Raw genomic sequence first — 13773 nt, 5'->3', positions numbered from 1 at the left:
TTTTTCACATTGTGTTTTATTCAATTAACAGCAACAACAAGGCAATCCAAATCTTAAATAGTATGCATACATATAAAATTTGATTAAAAAAATGAGGATTTAATAAAAATACAGGGGATAGAAAAAAAATCTGATAATAAAAAAAAGCAAGACCTAAATCTCGCTTTTTTAACATTTATATGTAATAAAATACTATTCTACAGTAACTGATTTTGCCAAGTTACGTGGCTGATCGACATTGCAACCTCTCATAACTGCAATATAATAAGAAAGCAATTGTAACGGAATAGTTGTAATTAATGGAGACAATGCATCTGAAGTTTCTGGAATTTCGATTACATAATCAGCCAATTCACGAACTTGCGTATCACCTTTAGTAACAACTGCGATAATTTTACCGCTTCGAGATTTAATCTCCTGAATGTTACTTACAATTTTATCATAATGACCTTGCTTAGGTGCGATTACAATAACTGGCATATGCTCATCGATCAAAGCAATTGGACCGTGTTTCATCTCCGCAGCAGGATATCCTTCAGCGTGAATATATGAGATCTCTTTTAATTTCAAAGCACCTTCAAGAGCAACCGGGAAATTATATCCACGACCTAAATAAAGACAATTTGCTGCATCTTTAAAAGCGGCTGCAATTTCTTTTGCTCTATCGTTTGTTTCCAAAGCTTCGGCTACTTTTTCTGGAATTATTTCTAACTCTTGTAAGTAAGCATGGAAATCGCTATTTGTCAAAGTACCTTTCGCTTTTCCTAATTTCAAAGCAATCATAGTCAAAACCGTGATTTGCGTAGTAAAAGCTTTGGTTGAAGCCACTCCAATTTCTGGCCCAGCGTGTGTATAAGCACCTGCATGACTTTCTCTTGAAATAGAAGAACCTACAACATTACAAACTCCAAAAACAAAAGCACCATTTTCTTTTGCCAATTTGATAGCCGCCATCGTATCAGCTGTTTCCCCTGATTGAGAAATTGCAATCACAACGTCGTCTTTGTTTATAATTGGGTTTCTGTATCTAAATTCAGAAGCATATTCAACTTCAACCGGAATACGCGTAAACTCTTCAAAAATATACTCCGCCACAAGACCTGCGTGCCATGAAGTACCACATGCTACAATCAGAATTCTTTTTGCATTTAAGAATTTTTCAAGATTATCTTCTACACCAGCCATTTGAACAATTCCATCATTTGCATGAAGTCTTCCTCTGTAAGTATCTTTAATTACACTTGGCTGTTCGTAGATTTCTTTAAGCATGAAATGATCATAACCTCCTTTTTCAATTTGCTCCAAGTTCATCTGAAGCTCTTGAATATAAGGATCCACCAAAGAGTCATCCTTTATTTTTCTAACCTTAAGAGGTTTATGCAATCTAATGTTTGCTATTTCACCATCTTCAAGATAAATCGCATTTGAAGTATATTCAATAAAAGGAGAAGCATCAGATGCTATAAAATACTCACCATCTCCAACACCAATTGCTAAAGGGCTTCCTAGTCTTGCAGCAACAATTTCATCAGGATTTTTTTTATCAAAAACTGCAATTGCATAAGCACCTACAACTTGATTCAAAGCTATTTGAACAGCTTTACCTAATTTAATATTTTCCTTTTTTTGTACGTCTTCGATTAAATTTACCAGCACTTCCGTATCTGTGTCCGATTTGAAAGTATAACCCCTCTTGATTAACTCTTCTTTTAGCGGTGCATAATTCTCAATAATTCCGTTATGAATAATTACTAATTCACCAGAATTAGAAAGATGCGGATGCGAGTTCACATCATTCGGAACTCCGTGCGTTGCCCAACGGGTATGCCCTATTCCGATAGTTCCATTTGTTGTAAAATCATCTTGCGCTTTAGCTTCAAGATCCGAAACCTTACCTTTTGTTTTACAAAGCTTTACACCAGCTTCGTTGTCAAACAACATCACACCGGCACTGTCATAACCTCTGTATTCGAGTCGTTTTAATCCTTTGATAACAATAGGATACGCCTCTCTATGGCCAATATATCCAACAATTCCACACATATATATTTATTAATTTGGTTTCGTGTAGTAAATTTCAAGTTTCAGTCTTTTATTATCTGCAACAGAAGATTTTCCTCCATACAGGATAGTTCCTAACGGACCCATAACCGAACCTCTTGGCGCCTCAGAAATAACGCTATTTTTTAACTTTAATTTATTTGAAGTAATCACTCCAATATCTTCGGTAACAACCAAACCTAATTTTACATTTTCAGCTGTTGCATCTTTTATAAGATTTCGAATATGATTCGTTATTCTTATTTTATAATAATTGCCGCGTTTAGTCGTAGCATCAATATTGATTAAACCTCCAAAAACAAATTTTGTAGCCTTAGGGTCATTTGCAAGCGAACCCGTTGTTCCGTCAGAGTAATCTACCAAAGGAACATTGTTAGTTAAATCATAGAGATAAACTCTTTTTGGCTCATCCGCCTGAAAACCATTACCATCTTTTACAGCCATTTTGTCTGAATCAATATAAAAAACCAGATTAGCTTCGTTTACCAGCCAATTTTTTGTTCTGATTTCAGCCAACTTCGAAGCAAAACCATTCAATTCGATTACAGCAACAGATCCTTGACCACCTTTAATATAAAGGCTCTCATCACCTTCTGTTCTATTTATATTTGATTCGCTTATTGCATTTGCATAGGCAGAACTTTTAGCATCCTGCAAAAGACTTGCCGTTGCCCCAGTCAAATTAATTTCAATACTTTTATCTTCTGTAGTTGCTTCTGGATCCGTAGTTATTGCAGTTTTTGCTTTATACTTAATAACTATTTTACCTTCTTTCGCAAAATCAATCAAAGCCATATTAGCATTACCAGCTGTCGATCTTTGTACTTTAAAGTGTAACCCTCTAAACCAATCTTGAAATAAAGCTGCTGAAGCTAACTTTTCTGCTGGAGCTTCTAGAATTTTTTCCTTGAAAAATTTGCTATCTAACATCAATCGCATTTCTGGCTTCACTTTTGTGTATGTCACTTTACCAGCTGCATCTACGGCTTTATTTGCTACTTCAGCATTATCGAAATAGAATTCTGTATTTTGGGCTTTATTACTTGAATTATTAAGTTTTACACCAATATTTCCATCAAAATCTACATCATTTTGACTAGTATAATACAATTGAGGCAATTGCGTACCATTATCAAAAAAACTGCTTCGCATTAAAACTTTAGACTCATAAACACTTAAATCAAATTTTCCTGCTGCAGGACCATAAATAGAGTCTAATTCATAAGTACGTTTTCCAGCAGCATCAGTAGACTTAACATGACTAAAATAAGGAACACTCAAATACACGCTATCAATAACAGCACCTTCACCAATTATTGGAGCATATTCCGATAAAGAAACTTGAGTAACAAAATTTCCAATAGTGGTACCTAAAACTGGATTGTCATAAATACCCAAAGCATTTATTGCCAATCCGTTTGACTGAATAGGCGTTATTTCTTGATTATAAGCCAAAACATCATATTTCTCAGGCGTCAAATCAAAGTGATTGTCTCCAATCAATTCATCGCCAATCGCATTAAAATCTCTGTCACAGGAATACAAAAAAACAACTGTTGCCGCTATTAGAATTTTCTTAATAAAAGAAGTATTATACATGTTTAAATTTAAAGTTAATTAAAGACCCATTTTTCTATAGAAATTTGTATACGCTTCAGCGAATGCATCTTTCGGGGCGAAAGGTAAAAAAGGTTTTCCTGAAGATTCTATAAATTTTGTTAAACTTGGGGAAACATTTTCAGATGCAATAATAACAGCATCTGAATGTAATATACTTGCTTTCAAAACATTCTCGTAGTTTGGAACTTCCAAATCAGAAACTGATTCATGAGGCACACCATCAAATTTAACTTTGTTGATCATTTCCATATCCAAATTCTCATCGAAAGACTGTCCGTAAACAGATGTAACGATTTTAGTTTCAGAAAACAAAGCTTCATTTTTATAATAATGTTTCATATAAATAGGAAGCATCGCTGCCAACCATCCATGAACGTGAATAATGTCCGGAACCCAGTTTAGTTTTTTAACTGTTTCAACAACTCCTTTGGCAAAAAAGATTGCACGCTCATCATTATCAGGATATAACGCACCTTCTTCGTCAGCAAAAGTTGCCTTACGCTTAAAATACTCGTCATTATCAATAAAATAAACCTGAATTCTTTCTTTTGGAATTGAAGCAACTTTAATAATCAATGGCATATCTAAGTCATTCACTACCAAATTCATTCCAGAAAGTCTGATCACTTCGTGTAATTGATGTCTTCTCTCGTTGATATTTCCATATCTCGGCATGAAAATTCTTATCTGACCTCCTTGATCGTTAATCATTTTCGGAACGTCATAAGACATTAAAGAAACCTCATTTTCAGCCAAATAAGGCACGACTTCAGATGATACATATAATATCCTCTTATCTTTCATAATAGTATTTTACTTAATTTTTGGTAATAAAAACGTCGCAAAATTACAAAATTTTATGCAGTTTATAACTAATATATTATGTTTGCACTAAATTTTAATAATACTGCCATGCACATTTTTTACGGTAAAGTAGCTTTGATAGCCTATTTAAAAACTATCAAAACCGCAAATTCAACTATCGGATTTGTACCAACTATGGGAGCTTTACACCAAGGGCATCTGGCTTTAATGCAGCGATCACTTAAAGAAAATGACGACACTGTTGTAAGTATTTTCGTAAACCCTACGCAGTTCAATAATCCTGAAGATTTAGAAAAATATCCTCGTACTCTTGAAGAAGATGTAAAAAAAATGCGAGGATTAAGTGACAAAATAATTTTATATGCTCCTTCTGTCGAAGATATTTACGAAGGAAACACTATTTCGCAAACATTTGATTTTGATGGTTTAGAAAATCAGATGGAAGGAAAATTCAGACCAGGACATTTTAACGGTGTCGGAACAATTGTAAAACGCCTTTTTGAAATCGTAAATCCAACCAATGCTTATTTTGGGGAAAAAGACTTTCAACAGTTGCAAATCGTCAAAAAAATGGTCGAAAAAAACAATTTGCCAGTAAATATTGTTGGATGCCCAATTTTTAGAGAAGACAATCTTTTAGCAATGAGCTCTAGAAATGAGCGTTTGACAGCAGAAGAAAGAAAAGAAGCTTCAATAATTTACAAAACTTTGACCGAAGCCAAAGAAATATTTCAAAATAGCACTCCTGAAGAAACCATACAATTTGTGGAAGATGCTTTTAAGGACAATGAACGATTTGACCTCGAATATTTCGTGATCGCTGACGAATCTACATTATTACCTATTGATCATAAAATTAATGACAAAAAATATCGTGCGTTTATAGCGGTATTTGTTAATTCTATAAGGTTAATTGACACCATTTCATTAAATTAAATTACCTTTGCAGCATGCAAATTCAAGTTATAAAATCAAAAATTCATCGAGTAAAAGTTACCGGAGCCGATTTAAATTATATTGGCAGCATTACTATTGATGAAACACTACTCGAAGCTTCAAATATTATTGAAGGCGAAAAAGTATCTATTGTTAACATTAATAATGGGGAACGTTTTGAAACATACGCCATAAAAGGCGAAAAAAACTCAGGCGAAATCACTCTTAATGGTCCGGCCGCAAGAAAGGTTCAAAAAGATGACATTATTATCATTATTTCATACGCAACCTTGGAATTTGAAGAAGCTAAAACCTTCAAGCCATGGATCATTTTTCCAAATGAAAACGATAATTCGTTAACATAAAACCTTATTTTACGCTTACTTCTAATTTTAATTTGTCAAAAACCTTTTTGCACAAACAGATTTTCTTATGCCTTAAATCAAAATCTTTAAGCGTAGGAAATCATTGCTTTTTTTCAATCCCAAAATACCAAAAAGCAAATAAAGTATTATATTGCCATACAATTTTCAATACTTTTTAATTCACTGAAATGCCACAAATCATGAAAAAAGTCTACCTACTGCTTGCATTCATCTCATTTTCTGTTTTTTCACAGAAAAAATTTGACAATATCAAATCTGAAAAACTAGGAGAAGAACGAAGAATTACAATTGGACTTCCTCCTTCGTATGACGAAAAATCTGATCGAAAATATCCGGTTTTATACTTATTCGACGGCGATTATTTATTTGATCCATTTTTGGGAGCCGTAAGTTATGGTTCGTATTGGGATGATATCCCTGAAATGATTATTATAGGTATTCATCAAAATAAAAATGATGAACGTGAGGATGACTCAACAATCGATCAAAATGAAGGTTTGCCATTTGAAAAGGGAGCAAAATTTTTCGAATTTGTAGGAGCAGAATTAATTCCATATATTGAAAAAAAATACCACACAGCCCCATTCAGAATTATTGCGGGTCATGACATAACAGCGAGTTTTGCCAATTTTTATTTATACAAAGAAGATCCAATCTTTAACGCATATATCTGCTTTAGCCCTGAACTTGCTCCAAAAATGGAAGTTAGAATAGCGGAAAAATTTGCAAAAATTCAAAAGCCAATATTCTATTATCTTTCAGCGGGAGAAGGCGACAATAAAAGAATTAAAGAACCTATTGAAAAATTAAACAGCAATATTAAAATCGCAAATAATCCGTTAGTAAATTATAAATACGACGTATTTAAAGGTGCAACACATTATACTGAGGTTTTACATTCAATCCCAAATGCGTTGTATCAAATTTTCGAATCTTATAGACCAATTAATTCTGCTGAATACAATGAAAAAATTGCAGTTTTAGAATCTGGCTATTCAGATTATTTAGAAAAAAAATATGCTACAATGTCTGAAATTTTAGGATTTCAGGTTCCAGTAAGAATGAGTGATTTCAAAATAATTGAAAATATCATTTTGAAAAAGAATGCCTACGATGAATTAGGGAAAATGGCTGAAATAGGAAATGTAAATTACCCAAAAGCCATGTTGGGCGAATATGAATTGGGCTTGATGTATGAAAAAATGGGCGATCCAAAACATGCTTCAAAAAAATACCAAAATGCTTCTCAAATGGAACCAATTGGGGATTTGAACAAAGATTTGATGTATGAGAAAATTGACGAAATGAATACGCTTGCCAAAAAAACTAAATAATGTCAAAAGTTAAAACTTCTTTTTTCTGTCAAAATTGTGGCACCCAATATTCTAAATGGCAGGGACAGTGCAACGCATGCAAAGAATGGAACACAATTGCTGAAGAAATCATTCAGAAACAGGAAAAAGTAGCGTGGAAAAGCGAACCAACTTCAACCAGTAAAGCACCAAGGCCTTTAAAGATCAATGAAATTGATTCGGCACAGGAAATCCGAATGGATACTACTGACGGAGAATTGAATCGTGTTTTAGGAGGCGGGATCGTTCCAGGATCGTTAACGCTTTTGGGCGGAGAACCAGGAATCGGAAAAAGTACACTTTTACTTCAGATTTCATTAAAATTACCTTATAAAACATTGTATGTTTCGGGCGAAGAAAGTCAGAAACAAATAAAAATGCGTGCTGAAAGAATTACGCCAAACAGCGACAACTGCTACATTCTGACGGAAACCAAAACACAAAATATCTTCAAACAAATTGAAGCGATTCAGCCGGAAATTGTAATTATTGATTCGATTCAAACTTTACATACAGATTACATCGAGTCTACAGCCGGAAGTATTTCTCAAATCAGAGAAACCACTGCTGAATTGATCAAATTTGCCAAAGAAACCAATATTCCGGTTATTTTAATTGGGCATATTACAAAAGACGGAAATATCGCCGGGCCGAAAATTCTGGAACATATGGTTGATACTGTTCTTCAATTTGAAGGCGACAGAAATCATATTTACCGAATTCTTCGTTCATTAAAAAACCGTTTCGGTTCAACATCTGAACTCGGAATTTATGAAATGCTTGGAAGCGGTTTGCGCGAAGTGAGCAATCCGTCAGAAATATTGATTTCGCATAAAGATGAAGAATTATCTGGAACCGCAATTGCAACAACTCTTGAAGGCATGCGTCCGTTGATGATCGAAATTCAATCTTTGGTGAGCACAGCCGTTTACGGAACACCGCAAAGAAGTACAACGGGATATAATGCCAAAAGATTAAATATGATTTTGGCCGTTTTAGAAAAAAGAGCCGGATTTCGATTGGGCGCAAAAGACGTTTTCTTGAACGTAACTGGTGGAATTTCTGTTGACGATCCCGCAATTGATTTGGCCGTTGTTGCCGCAATTTTATCTTCAAACGAAGATATTCCAGTTGGAAAAGGTTTTTGTTTTGCCGGAGAAGTTGGGCTTTCTGGGGAAATTCGCCCTGTAAATCGAGTCGATCAACGCATTCAAGAAGCTGAGAAACTAGGTTTTGATACTATTTTTGTTTCTAAATACAATAAAATAGCTTTAAAAAATACCGGAATCAAAATTGAACTTGTCGCAAAAATTGAAGATGTTGCAAGTATTCTTTTCGGTTGATTTTTGATAAAAATACCACTATGAATTTTCCAAAACAAAAAATATACAAAGCGCTAAAAATACTTGCCGTATTATTGGTTTTGCTTTGCATTGCGCTTTACTACTTTCGCGATTCACTTTTAAAACAAGCAATTGCAAAAGTTACCCATAAGATGGCGGTGAGCTACAACAGCGACTTTTCTGTAAAAGAAGCCTCTTTTGACGGCTTGTCTACCATCAAACTGAAAGACATTGTTTTGGTTCCAAAAAATGCCGATACCTTGCTTAAAATTCATAATATTGAAACCAGCGTGAGTTTGAGCAATTTATTAATTGGTGACGTGCAGGTTGGAACTTTAAAAGTAAACAACGGCTATATTCAATTAGTCAAAAAAGGAAAAATCAGAAACTTTGACGCCTTCTTAAAAAGAAACAGCGAAGACTCTGAAAAAAGTGAAAAACGAAAATATGGCGCTTTTGCTTACCGAATCATTTCAAAACTGTTGAATTTGGTTCCGACTGATATGAATTTGAAAAACTTCCAATTCAAAATTGATGACAACGGGAAAAAGACAAACATCGCAATCAATAAGCTTGTTTTAGACAACAAACAACTAGAAACCAATATTCATGTGGTAAGCAAAGATTTTGACCAAAAATGGAACTTAAAAGGCTTTGCTGATCCAAGAAATCAAAAAGCTGATATTCGATTTTTTAATTTAGATACCGGAGCAATTCGCGTTCCGTATTTAGATGAACGTTATAATCTAAAAGCCAGTTTTGATTCCATCAGACTGAATATCGAAAAAATTGACAAAAGCGGAAGTGAGCTTCATATTGATGGTTTTACTTCAATTACCAATTTAAAAATCAATCATCCAAAAATCGCAAGCAAAGATGTCGTAATCAAAAATGCCCGTTTTGATTACCGCTTTTTATTGGGAGATAATTTTATCTCGATTGATAGCACCTCAACAATGCAGTTAAATAAAATCAAAGTAAAACCCTATATTTCATATGATACAGAAGAAGATACGGTTTATACTTTGAAAGTAGACATTCCGAAAATGAAAGCGCAGGATTTTATCGTTTCACTTCCTGACGGTTTATTTACACATTTTCAGGGAATGCAAGCTACTGGTAATTTCGATTATAAACTCGATTTCAAATTCAACAAAAACAAGCCGAACACATTAGTTTTTGACAGCAAACTCAACAAAGAAGATTTACGAATTACAAAATACGGCGAAGCCGATTTGAACAAACTAAACGGCGAATTTGTTTATCGTGCCATAATCCAAAATGTATTGCAAAGACCAATTTTGGTCGGAAATGCAAACCCGAATTATACACCTTTGGATCAAATTTCTCCTTATTTGAGAAAATGTGTTTTGACGACAGAAGACCCTTCTTTCTTCTCGCATCGTGGATTCATCAATGAGGCTTTCAAACAATCGATTCTAAAGAATATTAGAACTAAAAAATTCTCACGCGGCGCAAGTACAATCAGCATGCAATTGATTAAAAACGTTTTCTTGACGAGAGAAAAGACGCTTTCACGAAAGCTTGAAGAAATCCTGTTAGTTTACATTTTAGAAAACAACCGAATTGTAAGCAAAGAAAGAATGTTGGAAGTCTATTTCAATATTATTGAATGGGGACCGAATGTATATGGAATTGGCGAAGCAAGTCATTTTTATTTCCAAAAAAGTCCATCAGCTTTAAATGTAGATGAATGTTTGTATTTGGCAACGATTATTCCGAAACCAAGAAAATTCATGTATCAATTTAACGACGAAGGTAATCTGAAGGATTTTGCGATTAAAAATCAGAAATTCTTGAAAAATTTAATGTTCCGCAGAGGCTTATTGGTTCCCGAAGATACGATTGGACAATTGCCCGTTTATATTTCTGGAAATGCACGTTCCTTGATAAAAATCAAAGTTCCGGATTCAACGGCGATTAAAAATGATTCTTTGGTTGTTGATGATGAGTTTGATTTGTAAGATTTTGCCACGAAGGCACTAAGACACAAAGTTTTCTTTTTAAGTTTGATGTCATAATCTCGCAAAGTCGCAGAGTCGCAAAGTTTTTTATCATAGTTGCTAGAATCAAGGAAATAAATTAAGATTAAAAAAGGCTTTAGCCAAACATTTAGTTTGGCTAAAGCCTTTTTCTTTGCGTTTATATTCCCATCCAGCTAAAGCTGGACGCTATTCAATTTAAAATATAAACTTTGCGACTCTGCGACTTTGCGAGATTGAAAAACGAAAACCTTCACGCCTTTGCGCCTTCGTGGCAAAAACTAAGGTGCAGGATCAGGAATTATAGCCTGAACAGCATCAATCTCCGCAAGAATTTCTTTAGAAAGTACCACCTCAATTGTATCGATATTTTCTTTTAATTGTTCTAATGTAGTTGCTCCAATAATTGCGCTTGTCAAAAACGGCTGTTGCAAAACAAATCCCATTGCCAATTGCGTCAATGTCAAACCATGTTTTTTAGATATTTCCTGATACAATTTGGTTGCTTGTGTACATTGTTCGCTATTGTAACGTTTGTATTGCGGAAAAAGATTAATTCTCGCTTTCGGATGACTTTCTCCAGTTAAGAATTTACCTGTAAGAACTCCAAATGCCAAAGGAGAATAACCTAACAAACCAACATTTTCATATTTCGAAACTTCAGCTGAATTCACTTCAAACAAACGATTCAATAAAGAATACGGATTTTGTACGGTTTTGATTCTTGGCAGATTATTGTATTTACTTTCTTCTAAAAGACGCATCATTCCCCATGAATTTTCATTTGAAACTCCAATATGATTGATTTTACCTTCCTTGATTAATCCGTCAAAAGTTTCAAGGATTTCTCTGAAATTATCTTCCCAAACATCATTATGTCCGTGAAAAGCGCGTTGCCCGAAATTATTTGTTTTCCTTTCCGGCCAATGCATTTGATACAAATCGATATAATCCGTTTGCAGTCTTTTTAAACTGTTTTCAACCGCATATTTAATACTTGCAGGCGAAAAATCCAATTTCTCACGCATATAACCAAAACTCGGATTTGGGCCTGCAATTTTTGATGCCAAAATTACTTTATCGCGATTTCCTGATTTCTTAAACCAAGTTCCGATAATTTTTTCTGTACTTCCATAAGTCGCCTCACTCGCCGGAACCGAATACATTTCGGCAGTATCGAAGAAATTAACGCCTCGTTCTAAAGCATAATCCATTTGCGCATGTCCCTCGGCTTCTGTATTCTGCTGACCAAAAGTCATTGTTCCAAGGCAAATTTTACTAACTTTTATATCGGTGTTGGGTAATGTAGTGTATTTCATTTTTTCTTAAAGGTTCAAAGTTGCAAAGAGACAAAGGTACAAAGTGATTTTTCAAATCTAAATTTGACAAAGGTTAAAAAAAGTACAAGATTTTTTCGATCACTCCTGCAAGGTTTTCCAAAACCTTGTAGGTATTTTTTTTTACAACAAACGAACTTATACCTGCAAGGTTTCCAAAACCTTGTAGGTATTTTTTTTACAACAAACGAACTTATACCTACAAGGTTTTGGAAACCTTGCAGGAAAGCAAAAAGGCTCAAAAGTAAAAACCTTTGAGCCTTTGTATCTTTGTTACTTTGTTACTTTGTTACTTTGCCTATTTTAAACTCTTTAATGGATTTTGAAATGTATTGAATATCCTAACAATGAAAATAGAATTCTCTTTGATTTGATATAAAATTTTAAAATTTCTAACTACAATCCGATGGCAATCCATTCAGTATTCATCAATCTGAAATTGCTCAGCAAAAACGATATTATTTGCATTATCAAATAGTTCATCTCTAATTTTCAACGCAGTTTCTTTTGAATATTTATTTTTAAGTTCAAAATAAATTTCCTTCAAATCCAGTTTTGAATTTTCTGACCAAAAAACTAATGGTTTATTCATTATCCCAATCTTTCATTTCTTTAGACAATTCATCGCTTGAAATGATACGATTGTACTTAATGTCATCTAAACCTTCTTCAACTTTATTATGATATTCTGATAATGTCAAAGGATTACCTTTTACATCATAAGAAACCACCTCATTCAAATAATTATCAAATACTGAAGAAACAATTCGCAGTACCCTTTCATCAGCCAAATCTAATTGGCTTCTTATTTTATCTTTTAACTCAGGAAGTCCCATGATTATAATTTTAGATCATTCAAAGTTACAAATAATTCAATTCTTAAAACAAAAAAGGCCCAAAGTAAAAACCTTTGAGCCTTTGCACCTCAGAACCTTTGTTCCTTAGTTTATGCTATTCAGCATCTCCGCAATTTCATCTAATCTTGGCGTCAAGATAATTTCGATTCTACGGTTTTTAGCTTTTCCTTCTGGAGTTGCGTTGCTTGCCAATGGCGAGAATTCGCTACGTCCCGCGGCAGTTAACTTTTGTTTATTGATTTTAGTGTTTTCGCTTAAAATTGCCACAATTGCAGTAGCTCTTTTAGTCGATAAATCCCAGTTGTTTGCAATTGGTCCCGAACCAGCATACGGATCATCATCTGTATGACCTTCAATTAAAACCGAAAGATCTGGATTTTCACCTAAAACTTTTCCAAGTTCTACAACCGCTTTTCTACCTTCCACTCCAACAGCCCAGCTTCCTGAGTTAAAAAGCAATTTATTTTCCATAGAAACATAAACTTTTCCGTTTTTCTGTTCCACTGTCAAACCTTTTCCTTCAAATCCGTTTAAGGCTTTAGATAAAGTCTCTTTTAATTTTCGCATCGATTCTTCTTTAGCGGCAATCATATCTTCAAGCTCTTTTAATCGGCTTGCTGTCTTATCTAAACGTGCTTGTTCGTCTGCCAATTTTTTAGATTTTGCTTCTAATTGCGCTAACAAATCACGGTTTTTAGCCATATTGCTTTCTAATGCATCGTTGCTGTTTTTTTCTAATGCATTATAAGAATCCTGTAAAACTTTATATTTTTTTTGCTCCGCAGCAAGATCCGCTTTTTGCTTTGCAAGATCATCTTTAGTGCTTGCCAAATCTTTCGTCAACTTGTCTTTATCTAACTCTAGCTGATTTTTTGCTGTTTTTAAATTCTCATTTTCATCAGCAATCGAACGATTCTCTTTTTTTAAATCTGAATATTTCGTTTCAAGATCGTTGTAAATCTTTTTGGACACGCATGAAGTTGCAGACAAAGCTAAAACTACTAATCCGATGGAGGCTTTTTTAATCATTGTGTTTTTTGGGTTTTTATTTGG

Annotated in this window: 12 protein-coding genes; 5 read left to right on the top strand and 7 right to left on the bottom strand. The window is 34.1% G+C overall.

The genetic code is table 11. From position 1 onward, the window contains the following. Positions 1 to 192: 192 nt before the first annotated feature. Genes glmS through H600_RS0103420 form a run of 3 tightly spaced genes read right to left on the bottom strand, consistent with a single transcriptional unit; the run spans position 193 to position 4485 of the window. Positions 193 to 2043, bottom strand: a complete 1851-nt coding sequence (glmS, locus tag H600_RS0103430) for a glutamine--fructose-6-phosphate transaminase (isomerizing) (RefSeq protein ID WP_026727483.1) — start codon at positions 2041 to 2043, stop codon at positions 193 to 195. A 9-nt stretch (positions 2044 to 2052) separates the two neighbouring features. Next, positions 2053 to 3660 carry a BamH family beta-barrel-assembly machinery protein gene (gene bamH, locus H600_RS0103425; protein ID WP_026727482.1) on the bottom strand — a complete coding sequence of 536 codons (1608 nt, stop codon included), beginning with the start codon at positions 3658 to 3660 and terminating at the stop codon, positions 2053 to 2055. A gap of 18 nt (positions 3661 to 3678) precedes the next feature. Further along, positions 3679 to 4485 carry a glycogen/starch synthase gene (locus H600_RS0103420; RefSeq protein ID WP_026727481.1) on the bottom strand — a complete coding sequence of 269 codons (807 nt, stop codon included), beginning with the start codon at positions 4483 to 4485 and terminating at the stop codon, positions 3679 to 3681. A 78-nt stretch (positions 4486 to 4563) separates the two neighbouring features. Here H600_RS0103420 and panC point away from each other — a divergent pair, with 78 nt between their 5' ends. The 5 genes from panC (at position 4564) to H600_RS0103395 (ending at position 10508) form a co-directional block, all read left to right on the top strand. Next, positions 4564 to 5442 carry a pantoate--beta-alanine ligase gene (gene panC / locus H600_RS0103415; RefSeq protein WP_035108279.1) on the top strand — a complete coding sequence of 293 codons (879 nt, stop codon included), beginning with the start codon at positions 4564 to 4566 and terminating at the stop codon, positions 5440 to 5442. A 14-nt stretch (positions 5443 to 5456) separates the two neighbouring features. Then, a complete protein-coding gene (panD, locus tag H600_RS0103410; protein ID WP_026727479.1) occupies positions 5457 to 5807 on the top strand; it encodes an aspartate 1-decarboxylase in 351 nt (116 codons plus the stop codon). 200 nt (positions 5808 to 6007) lie between these two features. Next, positions 6008 to 7162: an alpha/beta hydrolase gene (locus H600_RS0103405; protein WP_026727478.1), complete on the top strand. Its 1155-nt coding sequence runs from the start codon at positions 6008 to 6010 to the stop codon at positions 7160 to 7162. Next, positions 7162 to 8523: a DNA repair protein RadA gene (gene radA / locus H600_RS0103400; RefSeq protein ID WP_026727477.1), complete on the top strand. Its 1362-nt coding sequence runs from the start codon at positions 7162 to 7164 to the stop codon at positions 8521 to 8523. The genes H600_RS0103405 and radA overlap by 1 nt, the downstream gene beginning before the upstream one ends. Positions 8524 to 8543: 20 nt before the next feature. Further along, positions 8544 to 10508 carry a transglycosylase domain-containing protein gene (locus H600_RS0103395; RefSeq protein ID WP_026727476.1) on the top strand — a complete coding sequence of 655 codons (1965 nt, stop codon included), beginning with the start codon at positions 8544 to 8546 and terminating at the stop codon, positions 10506 to 10508. Positions 10509 to 10807: 299 nt separating this feature from the next. Here H600_RS0103395 and H600_RS0103390 read toward each other — a convergent pair whose 3' ends face one another. The 4 genes from H600_RS0103390 to H600_RS0103375 all read right to left on the bottom strand — a co-directional run bounded on the left by H600_RS0103390 (position 10808) and on the right by H600_RS0103375 (position 13749). Further along, positions 10808 to 11845 (bottom strand): aldo/keto reductase, encoded by a 1038-nt coding sequence (locus H600_RS0103390; protein WP_026727475.1) that lies wholly within the window; start codon positions 11843 to 11845, stop codon positions 10808 to 10810. A gap of 436 nt (positions 11846 to 12281) precedes the next feature. Beyond that, positions 12282 to 12455 (bottom strand): hypothetical protein, encoded by a 174-nt coding sequence (locus tag H600_RS22845; protein ID WP_157509868.1) that lies wholly within the window; start codon positions 12453 to 12455, stop codon positions 12282 to 12284. Then, positions 12448 to 12699, bottom strand: a complete 252-nt coding sequence (locus H600_RS0103380; RefSeq protein WP_026727474.1) for a hypothetical protein — start codon at positions 12697 to 12699, stop codon at positions 12448 to 12450. Before H600_RS0103380 ends, H600_RS22845 begins: the two co-directional genes overlap by 8 nt. Before the next feature lie 105 nt (positions 12700 to 12804). Further along, positions 12805 to 13749, bottom strand: coding sequence for an OmpA family protein (locus tag H600_RS0103375; protein WP_026727473.1), 945 nt, complete (start codon positions 13747 to 13749; stop codon positions 12805 to 12807). Positions 13750 to 13773: the final 24 nt, after the last annotated feature.

Source organism: Flavobacterium denitrificans DSM 15936 (assembly GCF_000425445.1).
GTDB lineage: Bacteria > Bacteroidota > Bacteroidia > Flavobacteriales > Flavobacteriaceae > Flavobacterium > Flavobacterium denitrificans.
Note: the sequence above shows the minus strand (reverse complement) of the source record. Positions and strands in the feature narration are given on the sequence as shown.